This window comes from Tabrizicola sp., from assembly GCF_041913445.1.
Taxonomy (GTDB): Bacteria; Pseudomonadota; Alphaproteobacteria; order Rhodobacterales; family Rhodobacteraceae; genus Tabrizicola.
Window position 1 is genome coordinate 187,740 of the sequence record NZ_JAYSFG010000002.1, and the last position, 14,685, is coordinate 202,424.

The following is a 14,685-nucleotide window of genomic DNA, read 5'->3' on the forward strand; positions in this document are numbered from 1 at the left end:
AAATGTCTCCCCGGCCGGAGCGCCATCGTTACATACCCCGACCAGCCTTACAACCTAGGCGTGATGGGACATACGTCGAGAAGAATTAAGCGTGAAACGAATTTTGGAGACAGTCGATTTTGTCCGGGTGTGGCGGAAGTCGGCCGACCGTTCCCGCGGCGACACAGACGGCGTCGAGCGGTGGGATGCCCTTGCCAGGCGATCAGGCGCGCAGCGGCTGGTCGGCCCGGACGGTCTGGCGCGACCGGATGTTCCACAGGGCGGCCGTGAGAAGCAGCGTAAGGCTGCAGACGGTCGGGTAGCTGATCACCACGGTCCACATCGGCAGCGACAGGGCGAGCGTCATCCCCACAGCCGCCATCCCGATCAACGCAGACACCAGAACCATCCCTATCATCATCTTGCGCATCCCCTACGCGTTCCATGGGGTCAGCCTGTTGGCGCGCCGTGGCAAGATTATGTCCGCGCGTTGGAAAATCTGCGTCCTGGTCCGGCCGGACTTTGGGCCGTCGGCGCCGGGTCTGGGCCTGCATCTTTTGCGGGAGCGGACTGCCCCTTCCTGCACGCTGTGGTCGCATGGTTTCCGGAGGCTGCCGCGGCGCGGATCAAGTTGCTGAAGCTAAATAACTTTCTGGCGGTTCCGCTGGCGCTGGCTGGGGACGGCAGGCCGCATTCCGACCAAGGGGTGAGGGAAGCGAAGCGGGGCGCGGCGACATGTCGCAAGGCTATCCCCTTCCTTCTGCGGTCGATTCCGCAAGTTGCCGAGGAATGCCTTTCTTTTGTCATTCCTGGGCAGCAAGGTGGGCGCCGAAAGCGGGGTGCAGTTCATTGATCGCCACTTATCGCAAGCTTTTTGCATTGCTGGACCAGGTCGAGCGGAGACGATTCTGGCTGCTGACCGCGCTTCTGGTCATGGTCGCCGTGGCCGAAATCATGGGCATCTCGGCGGTCCTGATGCTGCTGAACGTGCTGTCCGATCCCCAGGTCCTGCAGTCAGACGGCTGGCTGGCGGCGGTCTTCGACTGGCTCGGCTTCAAGGGCACCTTCTCGTTCCAGATCTGGTTGTCGGTCGGCGTCCTGGTCGTGGTGATGGCCGGGCTCGCGGTGAAGGCTTTCGGGACCTATGCACTGATTCGATTCTCGACGATGCGCGGTTACACGGTGTCCAGCCGGCTCCTGACGGCCTACCTGAGCCAGCCCTACCCCTGGTTCTTGGACCGCAACAGCGCCGAGCTGGCCAACAATCTTCTGACCCAGGTTGATGGACTGGTGGCGCGGGTGATCCAGCCCTGCCTGCGGCTGGTCTCGAGCGGCCTTCTGGTGCTGGCGATCCTGTGCTTCCTGATGCTGGTCGATCCGCTGGTTACGATCTTCTCGGCCCTGGTTCTGGGGCTGGGTTACGGCTTGATCTACATGCGTTTCCGCAACCGCCTGCACCGGCTGGGCGAGGAGATGATGAATGCCTTCGAGGACCGCTTCGTCGTCGCGCAGGAGGCGACGGGGGGGATCAAGGACGTCAAGGTGATGGGGCTGGAAGCGGGGTATGTCCGCAGCTATGCGGCGGCCGCGCAGAAGGCGGCGCAGTCCGGGGCCACGATGGGCGTCATGGGGGAACTGCCTCGCTTCATCCTGGAGGCGATCACCTTCGGAACGCTTCTGGGGCTGATCCTCCTGCTTCTCTTCCGCAACGACGGCAACATCACCGCGATCGTGCCGACGCTGGGGGTCATCGCCTTCTCGACCATGCGGCTTCTGCCCTCGCTGCAACAGATCTACCACTCGCTGGTCGCGATCCGGGGCGCGACGCCGGTACTGGACACAATCGTGCAAGACATCGCGGCGACACCGGCGCGGGCGATCCTGGATGCGCCGGCGCCGAAGCCGATGCCTCTGGAACGGTCTCTGGAGCTGGCGGGGGTCAGCTTCACCTATGCCGCAGCGGAACGCCCGACCCTGCGCGGGGTGGACCTGTCGATCCGCGCCCGGACCACGGTGGGAATCGTGGGCGGAACCGGGGCCGGCAAGACGACGCTGGTGGACCTGATCCTGGGCCTGCTGACGCCGGACGAGGGCGTGATCCGGGTGGATGGCACGCCGATCACCGACGAGACGCGCCGCGCCTGGCAGATGACGCTGGGCTATGTTCCGCAGTCGATCTTCCTGACCGACGACACCATTGCTTCGAACATCGCCTTCGGCGTGCCGAAGGACCGGATCGACATGGCAGGCGTCGAGCGGGCGGCCCGGGCGGCGGCGCTGCATGACTTCGTTCTGTCTGACCTGCCGCAGGGCTACCAGACGCTGGTCGGGGAACGGGGCGTGCGCCTGTCCGGTGGCCAGCGCCAGCGGATCGGCATCGCCCGGGCGCTTTACCGGGATCCGACGCTTCTCATCATGGACGAGGCGACCTCGGCGCTGGACAACATCACCGAACGCGTGGTGATGGAGGCGGTGCAGAACATCCGCGCCGACAAGACCGTCATCCTGATCGCGCACCGGCTGAGCACGGTGAAGAGCTGCGACACGATCTTCCTGATGGATCGCGGCCGGCTGCTGGCGCAGGGCAGCTACGATGAGCTGCTGGCCGGGAACGAGGTGTTCCGGCGGATGGTTTCCGGCGGCGTGGAGGATGTCCATGCCGCGCTTTGACTGCAAATTCTTCGACCCGGACCGGGGCGTCGTTGCCGCCCGGCTGTCCGACTAGCCTGAGAGGTTATCATGTCCGTCAATTCTCTTGTGATCGATCCCGAAACGCTGCTGATCTCGACCGAAGACGCGCGCGAGTTCGGCAAGGCTGCCGCGGCCGAATACCGGGCGCGCAAGCCCTATCCCTATGGCTGCTTCGACAACTTCATGCCGCCCGAGATCCTGGACCGGGTGCGGGAGGAGCTGCGCGCGCTGCCGGCGGCCGAGACCTTCTTCAACCGGCCGCAGGAAAAGCTGAAGGCCGCCTACATGCCCGAGCGGCTGGGGCCCTACACCCGCGCGCTGTTCCATTCGCTGAACTCCAAGGCTTTCCTGGCCTTCCTGGAAGAGCTGACCGGGATCCAGGGGCTGATCCCCGACCCCTATTTCTCCGGCGGCGGCATCCACGTCGTGTCGAACGGCGGGCATCTGGACATCCATGCCGACTTCAACCACCACGGCAAGCTGAACCTTGAACGCCGGATGAACGTCCTCATCTACCTGAACAAGGACTGGAAAGAGGAATACGGCGGGTCCTTCGAGGTCTGGAACGACGACATGACCGCCAAGGTCGCGGGCTTCGTGCCGCTGTTCAACCGGATGTGCTGCTTCAACACCGGATCCAACACCTGGCACGGCAACCCCGAGCCGGTGAACCATCCGAACGGCGAGCCCCGGATGTCGATCGCGCTTTACTACTATACGGCCACCTGGGATTCGACGCGCGAGTCGCACTCGACGCTGTTCAAGCCGCGCCCCGGGACGAAGGACCAGAAGGACCGGCTGGAGAGCCGCCACCGGTTCCTTGGCAACGTGCTGCCGCCCTTCATCTGGCGCCGTCTTGACAGCCGGCTGCGGCGGCTTGGGATCTGATCCCTAGCGCCGCAGGACCTTGGCCAGAAACTCGGCCATCTGCCGGGCGATGACCTCTGGCGCATAGCTGTCGGCCACGTGGCTGCGCGCGGCAATGCCCAGACGGCGTGCCAGCGGCAGGTCGCGCATCAGCCGAAGGCAGGCATCGGCCATGGCTTCTGCGTCCTCGGACGGGACCATGAGGGCCGTTTCCTCATCCTTCGCGATCTCTTTCTGGCCGCCGACGCTGGTCGAAACGACGGCCGACCCCATGGCCATGGCCTCGATCAGCGTGCCGCCGAAGTTTTCGTAGCGCGACGCGACAAGGGCGACGCCATGCTGGGCACGCAGGGCGGCCACCTCCTCGCGCGTCTTGCGTCCGACCGCGTTGATCCGCGACCGGATCGGTTCGGGCAGGCGGGCGAGTCGGTCGGCGAGCGTGTCCATGCCGCCGTCCGCCCGCGGAATGCCATCGTCCGGGCCCACAAAGGTGAACTGCGCGGCAGGGTGCGCCGCTGCGATCCGCGCAAAGGTTTCGACGACCAGGTCGCCGCCCTTGATGTGGTCGTAGCGACCGACGAAAAGGATATGGTTCAAGAGATTGTCCGTCAGGTCGATGCTCTGAGGCGGAACCGGAAAGGGATTTCGGATGACGGCCGCGGGGGTCTTTGGCAGACCCCAAAGCTCTTCGGTCCGCCGCAGCACTTCGGCCGAGGGTGAGGTGACGCCATCCACCCGTTTCAGGGCCTTGGCCTCGCGCGCCTCGCGACGGGCGCTGGCGGCGTCGTCCGGGGCGCTGCCCGCCATGCGGTGCAGCCACCAGGGCCCGTGCAGGGTCGCCACGATCGGAACCGGGACCCTGGCGCGGATTTCGCCGACCCAGCCTTGCGTCTCCTCCATCACGACGATTTCAACGCCGTAAAGGTCAATGGCGCGCCGGATCGCCGCAACATGCCGGTCCACCATGGAGCCGATGAACCCGCCGTCCGGGTCCAGCTTGCGCCGGAGACGGTCCAGCAGGGCCGGCCTGACATTGGGCAACGGAATGACGCGCGGGTGGTCATGCGGTGCATCCACGTAATGGGGGATGATGGTGACCTCGTGCCCCGCGCTCTGCATCCCGGCCGTCAAATGGCTCACGGCGGTTGCGATGCCGTTCGGCGTCGCGACGCCGGGCCAGGCGGGGGTGACAAAGGCAACCCGCAGGGGGCGGAGGTTACTGCCGCTGGTCATTGCAGGCCTTTCTGCCGCGTGGTTCGGGCCTTGCGCCGGATTTGCGTGGGTGCGGACATCTTTGGCAAGAACGGGTCAAATTCGTTTTCAAGTTCAAGAGTCTGCCGAAAGGTTGCCAGTCCTTCGCCCCACGTCATTCTCGTGAAAACACTGAACGGAACCGGCAGGGGCTGTCAAGCTAACCTGGCCGCCGGGAGGTGCGGCGCTTACCTCCCCCGCAGCAGCGCCGCCAGCCCGTCCTCGAGCGTCACTTCGGCCGAAACGCCCAGCATGGCGCGGGCGTGGGCCGGGTCGCCGAGCGAGTCCCGGATGTCGCCCACGCGGGGACCCGCGTGCTGCACCACCGGCAGCCGCCCGTGCAGCCGGGCCAGCGTGTCGATCAGCGCCAGCAACGTCGTCGTCCGCCCGGTGCAGATGTTGAACACCTGGCCCGCTGCCTGCGGGGCATGGGCCATCGCGGCGAGCAGGAAGCGGACCACATCGGCGACGAAGACGAAGTCGCGCGTCTGTAACCCATCGCCGAAGACCGTCACCGGCAAGCCCTGCGCCAGGCGGCTGTTGAAGATCGAGATCACGCCGGAATAGGCCGAAGACGGATCCTGCCGGGGGCCGTAGATGTTGAATGGCCGTAGGCCCACGGTCGGCACGCCATGCACGCCCATCGCGATGCGCCCGTGCAATTCCGAACCGAACTTGTCCACGCCGTAGGGGGTCTGCGGGCGCGGCACACGGCCCTCATCCACCGGCCCCGAGCCTGCATCGCCATAGACGGCGGCCGAGGAAGTATAGACCACCGGGATGCGACCTGCCCGGGCGGCTGCCTCGAACACCGTCACGGTGCCGGTCTGGTTGGTCAGGTGCCCCTCGCGCCAGTGTTCGTTGCAATAGGCGACCGAAGCGATCCCCGCGAGGTGGAACACCCCCGCACAGCCCTGGATGGCCTGCGCCACGGCGTCGGGGTCGGCAACGTCGCCCTCGATCACCCGCACTTCGGGTGCGAGGTTCGACCGCTTGCCGGTGGACAGGTTGTCGAGCACGACCACCCCGTCGCCCCGCGCCAGAAGCGCATCCGCCAGGTGCGAGCCGACGAAACCGCAGCCGCCGGTGATCAGATACTCTGCCATCCCTCTTCCGCCCTTACCTCTCGATCATCCGCCGGGGCACGCGTCCCGGGCGGAAGTTCATCGCGGCATCTCTCCCCGGATCTTTTCTGCTGTCCCTGACAGGGGCCGCGTCCTCGGGCATGAGCCAGGCGGCGCGGGTCTTTCCCATCGCGCCAGCGGAACCGGCGACATCGGCCGCATCATCGGGTTCGCGCCAGAGGACGAAGCCGATGATCGCCCCGGCGATGAGCCAGACATAGTTCACGAGGCCTGCATTCGGCAGAAGGTCGATCAGGTTGGCGGCCAGGACCATGATCAGGCCGGGGGTGATGAGCGAGGTCCCCAACTGTCGCTGTCGCAGGGCGAAGAAGAGGATCGGCGCCGTCAAGAGGCCGAATCGGCCGATGTAGCCGATCCAGCCGAACACGCCGATGAAGATGATCCAGATTCCGTCCGTGGTGCTGATCATCCGGCCGTCGACGGGATCATAAAGATGGTTGCGTCCCCAGCTACCCCAGCCGACCAGTGGCTTTTCCATGGCATGGGCAAGCAGCGCATCCTCGTTGTCGAGCCGGAACTTGAGCGAGGCTGCCCGCTCCTCGCTGATCGACAGGGCAAAGTCGTGGACCGCATCGACGGGGATAAGCCCGGCGCCGCGCAGCATCGGGTAGAACATCACGATGGCGGCCAGGACCACGCCGAGTGCGATCTGCAGGCGACGCGAGAGGAACAGCACAGCCGCGGCGAAGATGATCGCCAGTATCAGCGCGCCCAGCGACTTCGAGAGGAAGAGCGTCGCGCCGAGCCAGAGCATCGCCACAAGCCATTTCCAGGCGGGGGTGCCAAGACGGCGATCCTCGCGGTAGAGGACGGCGGCCGAAATGACGCCGATGCAGAAGTAGATGCCGACCATGAGCCCGTGGTTCAACAGCACCACGGGCCGGAACCCGCCATTCCTGATGTGCTGGGCAAATTGATGGGGGAAGTAGCCGTAGATCCAGTTGTGCAATTGCGGGCTGATGCGGACTTCGAGCAGGGCCGGGAACGTGTAGACCACGGCCGAGATCACAAAGGCTTCCAGAAGGGCCCGGTGCCCGTCGCGGGTATTCAGGTAGCGCAGCCCCAGCCAGAGCGGGATCAGCATCACCAAGATGGTCGAGATCATGCTGAACGCATCGTAAAGCCGCAGGCCCGGGAGCCAAGAGCGACCGTTGATCAGGGGCTCTGTGTTCTGCAGCGTGGTGAACACAGGCGTCACCAGCACCATGGCAAGCAGGATGAAGACCACCTGCCGTCCGAGCCGGGCCTCAAGCTCGTTCGTGACCCGCTGTCGGGGCGCCATGATCGCGCAGAGGATCAGCGCCGTGAGCGCGGGCACGAAGCTGCGGTCGATCGGCGGCAGCATCGGCAGCTTGACGGACATCGAGGACGGCAGGAGCAGGTGCCCGGACAGAAGCGTCCAGATCAGCGCGCGCTGGAGCGGCAGGAGCCGGAACAGCAGCACTGCAAACAGCGGAAAGCTGAACAGAACCAGGTAGGCAAATGCGTTCGGCATCCGGACCCGTGCGGAGCGGTTGAATTGCCCTGTTCTATCCTGTCTGGCCCCGGAAGGAAAACGCCAACTGGTCCCGGGCGCGCATTTCCGGTGCAGATTTCGCAGCCGGCCCGGTCTTGCAGCCTGCGGGAATTCGGTCAGAGTGCCGTCATGGACGCATCTGACCTGCCTCGGCCCGGACCTGACCACGAAACCCTGCCCGGACGGGTGGGTGCCGTCATCATCGGGCGCAACGAGGGCGCACGACTTCTCGCCTGTCTCGACTCGTTTCCCGCCTGGGTGCGCCCCCTGGTCTATGTCGATTCCGGCTCGACCGACGGCAGCGTGGCGGCGGCGCTGGCGGCGGGGGCAGAGGTGGTGGCGCTGGACATGACCCAGCCCTTCACCGCAGCCCGGGCAAGGAATGCGGGCTTTGCCCGTCTGCGCGAGATGGGTGCGCCGGACTTCGTGCAGTTCATCGACGGGGATTGCCGGATCCAGCCGGGGTGGATCGAGGCGGCGGAGGCCTTCCTGACGGCCCGTCCCGAGGTCGCGGTCGTCTGCGGGCGGCGGCGGGAAATCCGGCCCGAAGCATCAATCTGGAACCGGCTTTGCGATGCCGAGTGGGATACGCCGGTCGGAGAGGCCCGGGCCTGCGGGGGCGATGCCCTGATGCGCGTGGCCGCTGTCGCGGGGGTGGGCGGATATGACCCGGCCCTGATCGCGGGCGAGGAGCCGGAGCTTTGCGTCCGCCTGCGCCAGTCGGGGTGGAGGATCTGGCGGATAGGCCGGGAGATGACGCTGCACGACGCGGCCATGACGCGGATCGGGCAGTGGTGGAAGCGCACCCGGCGCGGGGGACATGCCTTTGCCGAGGGGGCGGCCATGCATGGCGCGCCGCCCGAGCGGCACTGGGTGGCCGAAACGCGCCGCGCGCTGCTCTGGGGGGCGGTCCTGCCCCTGGCGGTGCTGGTCGGACTGGCCCTTACCCCCTGGGCGGCGCTTGTCCTGCTGATCTATCCGCTGCAGATCCTGCGGCTGTCGCGCCGGATGGGATGGGAGCGTGCGACCTTCCTGGTCCTGGGCAAGTTCCCCGAAGCGCAGGGGGTACTGGAATACCATCTGAACCGGCTGCGGCGGCGGCGGGCGGGGTTGATCGAGTACAAGTAGTCAGGGCCGAAGCTTGCCCTCTGGCCCGCCCTGCCGGAAGAGCTGTGCAAGCCAGGCGCCCTCGCGGGAGATGTCGAAGGACTGCTCGATGCTGCTGCGCCCGGCCAGGCCCATGTCGCGGGCGGCGTTGGGGTTGTCCATCAGCCGGATGATCCGGTCGACCAAGGTGTCGACGTCGCCCGGCGGGACGGCGTAGCCGGTCACCCCGTCCTCGACCAGTTCCTGCACCCCGGCCACCCGGCTGGCAACCACGGGGATCCGCGAGGCCAGCGCCTCCATGTAGACCACGGGCAGGCCCTCGGCGAAGGAGGGCAGGACCAGCATGTCGGAATTGGCGAGGAGATCGGCCACCTGTCCCTGGGTCATGAAGCCCGCGAAGTGGACCGAGCCTGCGATGCCCAGCTCGGCGGCGCGCGCTTCGGCCGGAGCGCGGGACGGGCCGTCGCCGGCGAGGGTCAGGGTGGCATCGGGGTGGACCTTCAGCACCTCGGCCATCGCCTCGATCAGAAGAAGCGCGCCCTTGACAGGGTCGAGGCGACCCACGAAGGCCACGCGCTTGCCGTTGCCGCCGGGTTCGCGCCGGTAGGCGTCGGGGGTCACGCCGCAATGAACGATGGCGATCTTGGGCCAGTCGGCGGGCTTGGAGAAGAGCATCAGCTGCGACCGGCAGAAATGGGTGATCGCCACGACGAACTTGGCGCGGGCGATCTTTTCCGGCAGCGACCAGCGGTCGACCTCGAAGAAGATCGCGGGGCCGTGTTCGGTGAAGCTGAACGGGATGTCCGCGAGCCGCGCGGCAAGGACCGCGACCGAGCAGCTGGAATTGCCGAAATGGTTGTGCAGGTGGCGGACCCCCTTCTGGCGCAGGTGGTCGGCAAGGACCCCGGCTTCGAGGAAGTAGAAGACCTGCCAGAGCAGCGCCTTCAGCCCCGGGGACCGCATCCGGATCGCCAGGGCCAGCGTCGTGGCCCAGGTGCCGGGGCTGCGCAGGATCGCGCGGCCATGCGCGGCCAGAAGGCGGAGAGGGTTCTTCGCGGCGGCGAGGACGTAGAAGGTCTCGGCGCGGGCCTGACGCTCTTCCTGGCCCTTGAACTCGGACTCCGGGGGGCGGCGGATCGAGCAGGTGATGACCGGCACCCCGGCGGCGCGGACGGCCTGGACCTCGCGCAGGATGAAGGTGTGCGACACTTTGGGGTAGTCGCCGGTCAGGTAGGCGACGGGGCCGTTCGGGTCGGTCATGCGGATGCCTTTCGCCGCCACCAGAGAAGCTTGCCAAGTCCTCCGACGGCGGAAAGCTGGAAGCGGACGGACCGGGCCTCGGACAGGGGGAGGGTTGCCAGCGCGGCCAGCCCGAAAAGCCCCAGTTGCGCCGCGCCGACCGCCATCCAGAGCGCGACGCGGGCCGCGCCCCTGATGCCGCCGGCATCGCTTTCGACCTTGCAGCGCAGCTGGCCGTCGCTGAACCGACGCGCGCGCAGGAAGGCCATCGTCGCGCGGCGGGGCGGCACGATTTCCTGCACCAGCGCGTCGGGGCGCCAGATCATCGGCACGCCGTGCCGGTCGACGAGGCGACGGAACAGCCAGACGTCCTCGCCTCCGGCGTTGAACGAGGTGTCGAAGGGAGGGTCCACCAGCGCGAGCGTGTCGCGCGAGAACATGGAATTGCCCGAGCCGAGATAGGCGCGCAGGTGCTGGACCTCGGTCCCCGGGGCGGCGGGCAGGCGGCGGCTGAACACGCGGTCCAGCGGTGCGCGAAGTGCCGGGGGCGGGTCTTCGGGGTAAAGCGGCTCAACCGCTCCGAAAACGGCGCGGTCGCCGCGGGCGGCGGCGTCGGCAAAGGCGGACAGCCAGCCCGAGGCGGGCAGTTCATCGTCGTCGAGAAAGATGACATGGCCGCCCCGCGCCTCGGCCACGCCGCGGTTGCGGGCATGGGCGACGCCGGTGCGGGGTTCGTGGATGTAGCGGACGAAATCGGGTGCGGGAACGGGGCGGGCCGAGCCCTCGGGGCTGTTGTCGACGAGGACAAGTTCCACCGGCAGGTCGAGCGCGGCGATCTGGGCGGCGACGGCCTCGAACAGCGGGGGCAGCAGATCCGCGCGCCGGAAGGTGGGGACGACGATCGAGAGGGCGGGCGCAAGGGGCGGGCGAACCGCTGCCGTGTCCAAATCCTTGTCCGCGAATGCCACGAAAAAACCCTGTCGATCCTGTCTAAGCGAGACTACCGGCTTGACGCCGGATGGACAATCGCCTGCAAGTCGGGATCATGACGACAGAGTTTGACGACAGAATGGCATATCGGATGCAGCATTTGCCCGACCGGGCCGAGGGGGGCTCAGACCCGCTGGCGCTGGTCAATTTTCCGACCGAGGCGGCGCTGCTGGCCGATGTCGAAGCGCGGCTGCGGGCCGAGCAGGGCTTTGCCATCGCCACGCTGAACCTGGACCACGTGGTGAAGATGCGCCGGAACGGCGATTTCCTGCGCGCCTACCGGGCGCACAGCCATGTGGTGGCCGATGGCAACCCCATCGTCTGGCTCTCGCGCCTGTCCGGGCGGCCGGATGTGGCGCTCGTGCCGGGGTCCGAGCTGATCGAGCCGGTGGCCGCACTGGCCGCGCGCCTGGGGATGCCCCTGGCCTTCCTCGGTTCGACCGAGCCGGTGCTGCGCGCGGCGGCCTCGGCGCTTGAGGCGGACCATCCCGGGCTGAAGGTGGCGGCCTGCGTGGCACCGCCCTTCGGCTTCGACCCGGAAGGTCCGGCGGCGGATGCGATGGTGGATGAGGTCGCGGCCTCGGGCGCGCGGATCTGCCTTCTGGCGCTGGGCGCCCCGAAGCAGGAGATCCTGGCGGCCAGCGGCCTGGCCCGGCACCCGCAGCTGGGGTTCCTGTCGATCGGGGCGGGGCTTGATTTCATCGCGGGCCACCAGGTGCGTGCGCCTGTCTGGGTGCGGAAGATCGCGATGGAATGGCTTTGGCGGATGCTGAGCAATCCGCGGCGCCTGGCGCGGCGGTATCTCGACTGCGCGCTGGTCCTGCCGTCGCTGACGGGCACGGCGCTGGCGGCGCGTCGGCGGAAATGACGGAGAGCGGCGTGGCAGAAACGGGAAGCGGTCCGACGGTCCTGACGGTCCTTCTGAACTGGCGCACGGCCGAGATGACCTTGAAGGCCGCGGCAGCGGCGGAACGTGCGATGGAGGGCATCGCGGGTGGGATCGTCGTGGTGGACAACGATTCCGGCGATGGGTCCTTCGAGCGGATGTCGGACGCCCTTCGCGACCATCCGCGGATCCGGGTTGTCCAGTCGGGCCGGAACGGCGGTTTCGGGGCCGGCAACAACGTCGGCATCCGGCTTGGCCTGCCAGGCGGGGTGCGGCCGGACTATGTCTATATCCTGAACTCCGACGCCTTCCCGGCCCCCGACGCGATCCGCCTTCTGCTGGAATACCTGGAAGCGCATCCGAAGGTCGGGATGGCGGGCAGCTTCATCCATGGACCGGATGGCGAGGCGCACTGGACCTGCTTCCGCTTCCCCTCGGTCGCGTCCGAATTCGAGGTCTCGGCCCGGACCGGCCCGATCTCACGCTGGCTGCAGGATCGGACCGTGGCGATGCCGGTGCCAGAGAAGACCGGACCCGTCGACTGGCTGGCGGGCGCAAGCATGATGATCCGCGACCGCGTGGTGGCCGAGATCGGTGGCTTCGACGAGACCTTCTTCCTCTATTACGAGGAAACCGAGCTGTGCCTGCGCGCCGCAAAAGCGGGATGGCCCACGCATTTCGTCAGGGAAAGCCGGGTGGAGCATATCGGCTCGGTCTCGACCGGGATGAAGGAATGGCGGCGGGTGCCGAGCTACTGGTTCGACAGCCGCTGGTACTATTTCAGGAAGACGGGCGGCACGTTGCACGCGGTCGCGGCCACCCTTGCCCATGTCGCCGGCGGGTTGATCCTGCGCCTGCGCCGGCTGGTGCGGCCGGCCATTCCCCCGGGCGCACCGCATTTCCTGCGGGACCTTGTCGCCCATGCGGCCCGGCAGCTGCTGCGACCGGCCCGCAGGGGATGAGGTTCAGGGACGGACCTGGAACTCGCGGCTCAGCGCCACGAAGACGCTGGGCGACCGGGCGCGGCCATCTGCGTCATCGCGAATACGGTAACCCACCCCGGTGTCGAGGTTCCAGTCCTGGGTCAGCCGTTGGCGGTAGCCCGCACCAAGGGTGAGCTGCTGGATCGTTTCGACGTCCGAGTCGCTTTGTTCGTAGGTGATGTCGAGCGAGATCGACGCGATGTCGCTGACGTCCTTGAGCCAGGTCGCGCTGAAGGTGGAGGACCCGACCTCGCCATCATCGTCGTCGAAGCCGACGGTCTTGCCAAGCTCGAAGGCCAGTGAACCATCGGGCAGCGCCCGTTCCCACAGCAAGCGGCCGACCAGGTCGGTCCCGGTGGTGTCGGCCCGGGTCACGCCGAGGCGCGCAGAGATGGTGTCGCGCGGGGTTTCCAGATCGCGACCGATCTCGAAGGTTTCGCGACGGCCCTCGTCGTCGTCCGTGCTGACCAGAAGCTGCGTGGAGAGCGTGCCAACCGCAAGATCATAGGTCGCGCCAAGGCGGAGATCGGGACCCGTCTCGCGCTCGATCACATCGAATTCCTCGGTCTCGATCTCGGCATAGCCAACCTCGGCGCTGAGGTCGAGGCGCTCGCTGACCGCATAGTCGAGGCCGGCATAGGTCACGAGCCGTTCCGTCACGGTCGTGCCAGCGTCCTCTTCCTCGCGTTCGGAGTAGCGAAGGCCGATCCGGCCGGTCGCCACTTCCGAGAAGCGCAGGACCACGGCCGCATCGCCGCGAGCTTCCTCGCTGTCCACAAGATCGGGATCGGTGGTGTCCGCGTAGTCGGTCGCCAGATATTCGAGACCAAGGACGAAACCCACGGCCGCGGTGCGCCCGGTTTCGAGCCGGGCAGAGACCGCATAGTCCGTCTGGGTGCCGCTTTCGTCATCGGCCGCCAGATCGTCGAAACTTCCGACGTCGTCGTTGCGCAGCGATGCACTGAATTCAAGCAGCGAAGACGGGACTTCGCGCCGATACTCCAGCAAGACTGCGGTGCGTCCGAAGTCGAACTCGGTTCCCGAGTCGCCCGCCGCGTTCTCGATGATCGCCGCGCCGGACGCGAGGAAGGACAGCCGGTCCAGTTCCGTTTCGCTGGTCAGGCCGAAACTCAGCCGGGTCGCATTGGCCACATCGGTGCCTTCGGCCGGGACCGAGAGAGCCTCGTTATGGGCGATATCCAGCCTGTTTTCGATGCCGAAGGTCAGGAGCATGCCGCCGTCCTGTGCCATCCCCGCCATGGGGGAAAGCACAGTGGAGACGGCGCAGAACCCGCCAAACGCAATACCGGAACGGCGCATTCCTGATTACTCGAACAGCTTGCGCTGCGGGATGACGATGACGTCGCCGCCCATCAACCGGGTCGCACCGCCACCGGAGGCGCCCCGCTCGATCGCGTCGAGGTCGAACTTGTAGACCTGTTCGGTTCCCGACTTGTCGACGCGGCGCAGCTGGATGCGCTTCTTCGCGGCGAAGGGCGACAGGCCACCGGCCTGGGCCAGCGCCTGCAGAAGCGTGGCGCCCGGCTTCACGTCGACCTTGCCCGGGGAGTTCGCCGCGCCGAGCACGTAGATATCCATCGTGGGCGCGACGCGTGCCGTCGCGGGCGCACGCTCGGCCAGGGCGCTGAGCGTCACGAAGACGGTCGGCGGCTGAGCGAAATTGGGGGTCAGGCGGGCGATCAGATCCTCTTGCACCTGAGCCAGGCTGCGGCCTGCGGCACGGACCGAGCCGACCAGCGGCAGCGAGACCTGGCCGTCGGGCAGCACGATTGCCGTGCGGTTCAGCGTGGCATCTTCAAGGACTTCGATCTGAAGGACGTCGCCCGAACGGACGCGGTAATCCTGGGCCCATGCGGTGGCTGCCAGAAACGGCAGGACGAACACAAGAGCAAGCAAGCGGCGAAGGATGGACATCGAAATACTCCCTGGCGACCGACAAAGCGGAGCGCGACTTCTACGGTGTAACAGTATTTGCCGCGCGCGGCTTCGGAAAGCGAAAATGCACAGTGA

The 14,685-nt window shown here is 67.1% G+C and carries 13 protein-coding genes; 5 read left to right on the plus strand and 8 right to left on the minus strand.

From position 1 onward, the window contains the following. Positions 1-202 precede the first annotated feature (202 nt). The gene (locus tag ACE3Q6_RS03290; RefSeq protein ID WP_374428432.1) at positions 203-400 is read right to left on the minus strand and encodes a hypothetical protein; all 198 of its coding nucleotides are present in this window, start codon (positions 398-400) and stop codon (positions 203-205) included. Between the two features lie 428 nt (positions 401-828). On the opposite strand from ACE3Q6_RS03290, the gene ACE3Q6_RS03295 reads away from it, so the two are divergent. Continuing rightward, positions 829-2,649: an ABC transporter ATP-binding protein gene (locus ACE3Q6_RS03295; protein WP_374428434.1), complete on the plus strand. Its 1,821-nt coding sequence runs from the start codon at positions 829-831 to the stop codon at positions 2,647-2,649. A 69-nt stretch (positions 2,650-2,718) separates the two neighbouring features. Then, positions 2,719-3,558: a 2OG-Fe(II) oxygenase gene (locus tag ACE3Q6_RS03300; RefSeq protein WP_374428436.1), complete on the plus strand. Its 840-nt coding sequence runs from the start codon at positions 2,719-2,721 to the stop codon at positions 3,556-3,558. A gap of 3 nt (positions 3,559-3,561) precedes the next feature. On the opposite strand, the gene ACE3Q6_RS03305 is transcribed toward ACE3Q6_RS03300, so the two are convergent. From ACE3Q6_RS03305 to ACE3Q6_RS03315, 3 genes are all read right to left on the minus strand, one after another. After that, a complete protein-coding gene (locus tag ACE3Q6_RS03305; RefSeq protein ID WP_374428438.1) occupies positions 3,562-4,770 on the minus strand; it encodes a glycosyltransferase family 4 protein in 1,209 nt (402 codons plus the stop codon). A gap of 206 nt (positions 4,771-4,976) precedes the next feature. Then, entirely contained in the window at positions 4,977-5,894 is a 918-nt protein-coding gene (locus ACE3Q6_RS03310; protein ID WP_374428440.1) for an NAD-dependent epimerase/dehydratase family protein, read from the minus strand. A 13-nt stretch (positions 5,895-5,907) separates the two neighbouring features. After that, positions 5,908-7,428, minus strand: a complete 1,521-nt coding sequence (locus ACE3Q6_RS03315) for a hypothetical protein (RefSeq protein ID WP_374428442.1) — start codon at positions 7,426-7,428, stop codon at positions 5,908-5,910. A 150-nt stretch (positions 7,429-7,578) separates the two neighbouring features. Between ACE3Q6_RS03315 and ACE3Q6_RS03320 the strand changes: the two genes are divergently transcribed. Then, positions 7,579-8,577 carry a glycosyltransferase family 2 protein gene (locus tag ACE3Q6_RS03320; protein WP_374428444.1) on the plus strand — a complete coding sequence of 333 codons (999 nt, stop codon included), beginning with the start codon at positions 7,579-7,581 and terminating at the stop codon, positions 8,575-8,577. Here ACE3Q6_RS03320 and ACE3Q6_RS03325 read toward each other — a convergent pair whose 3' ends face one another. Both ACE3Q6_RS03325 and ACE3Q6_RS03330 read right to left on the minus strand, forming a co-directional pair. Beyond that, a complete protein-coding gene (locus ACE3Q6_RS03325) occupies positions 8,578-9,816 on the minus strand; it encodes a glycosyltransferase family 4 protein (protein ID WP_374428446.1) in 1,239 nt (412 codons plus the stop codon). Further along, a complete protein-coding gene (locus ACE3Q6_RS03330; RefSeq protein ID WP_374428448.1) occupies positions 9,813-10,763 on the minus strand; it encodes a glycosyltransferase family 2 protein in 951 nt (316 codons plus the stop codon). The genes ACE3Q6_RS03325 and ACE3Q6_RS03330 overlap by 4 nt, the downstream gene beginning before the upstream one ends. A 101-nt stretch (positions 10,764-10,864) precedes the next feature. Here ACE3Q6_RS03330 and ACE3Q6_RS03335 point away from each other — a divergent pair, with 101 nt between their 5' ends. Together ACE3Q6_RS03335 and ACE3Q6_RS03340 are read left to right on the plus strand one after the other, a co-directional pair. Continuing rightward, positions 10,865-11,653, plus strand: a complete 789-nt coding sequence (locus tag ACE3Q6_RS03335; protein ID WP_374428450.1) for a WecB/TagA/CpsF family glycosyltransferase — start codon at positions 10,865-10,867, stop codon at positions 11,651-11,653. An 11-nt stretch (positions 11,654-11,664) separates the two neighbouring features. Beyond that, positions 11,665-12,633, plus strand: coding sequence for a glycosyltransferase family 2 protein (locus ACE3Q6_RS03340; protein WP_374428452.1), 969 nt, complete (start codon positions 11,665-11,667; stop codon positions 12,631-12,633). Between the two features lie 3 nt (positions 12,634-12,636). On the opposite strand, the gene ACE3Q6_RS03345 is transcribed toward ACE3Q6_RS03340, so the two are convergent. Together ACE3Q6_RS03345 and ACE3Q6_RS03350 are read right to left on the minus strand one after the other, a co-directional pair. Further along, on the minus strand, positions 12,637-13,887 hold the full coding sequence (locus tag ACE3Q6_RS03345) for a hypothetical protein (protein WP_374428454.1): 1,251 nt from the start codon (positions 13,885-13,887) through the stop codon (positions 12,637-12,639). A gap of 93 nt (positions 13,888-13,980) precedes the next feature. Continuing rightward, complete coding sequence (locus tag ACE3Q6_RS03350; protein WP_374428456.1) at positions 13,981-14,589, minus strand: polysaccharide biosynthesis/export family protein; 609 nt, start codon at positions 14,587-14,589, stop codon at positions 13,981-13,983. Positions 14,590-14,685 lie beyond the last annotated feature (96 nt).

Bases quoted from the DNA above. Each gene is read 5' to 3' on its own strand.
- ACE3Q6_RS03290 (WP_374428432.1), bottom strand. From the start codon at position 400: ATGATGATAGGGATGGTTCTGGTGTCTGCGTTGATCGGGATGGCGGCT.
- ACE3Q6_RS03300 (WP_374428436.1), top strand. From the start codon at position 2,719: ATGTCCGTCAATTCTCTTGTGATCGATCCCGAAACGCTGCTGATCTCG.
- ACE3Q6_RS03305 (WP_374428438.1), bottom strand. From the start codon at position 4,770: ATGACCAGCGGCAGTAACCTCCGCCCCCTGCGGGTTGCCTTTGTCACC.
- ACE3Q6_RS03310 (WP_374428440.1), bottom strand. From the start codon at position 5,894: ATGGCAGAGTATCTGATCACCGGCGGCTGCGGTTTCGTCGGCTCGCAC.
- ACE3Q6_RS03315 (WP_374428442.1), bottom strand. From the start codon at position 7,428: ATGCCGAACGCATTTGCCTACCTGGTTCTGTTCAGCTTTCCGCTGTTT.
- ACE3Q6_RS03320 (WP_374428444.1), top strand. From the start codon at position 7,579: ATGGACGCATCTGACCTGCCTCGGCCCGGACCTGACCACGAAACCCTG.
- ACE3Q6_RS03325 (WP_374428446.1), bottom strand. From the start codon at position 9,816: ATGACCGACCCGAACGGCCCCGTCGCCTACCTGACCGGCGACTACCCC.
- ACE3Q6_RS03335 (WP_374428450.1), top strand. From the start codon at position 10,865: ATGGCATATCGGATGCAGCATTTGCCCGACCGGGCCGAGGGGGGCTCA.
- ACE3Q6_RS03345 (WP_374428454.1), bottom strand. From the start codon at position 13,887: ATGCTCCTGACCTTCGGCATCGAAAACAGGCTGGATATCGCCCATAAC.
- ACE3Q6_RS03350 (WP_374428456.1), bottom strand. From the start codon at position 14,589: ATGTCCATCCTTCGCCGCTTGCTTGCTCTTGTGTTCGTCCTGCCGTTT.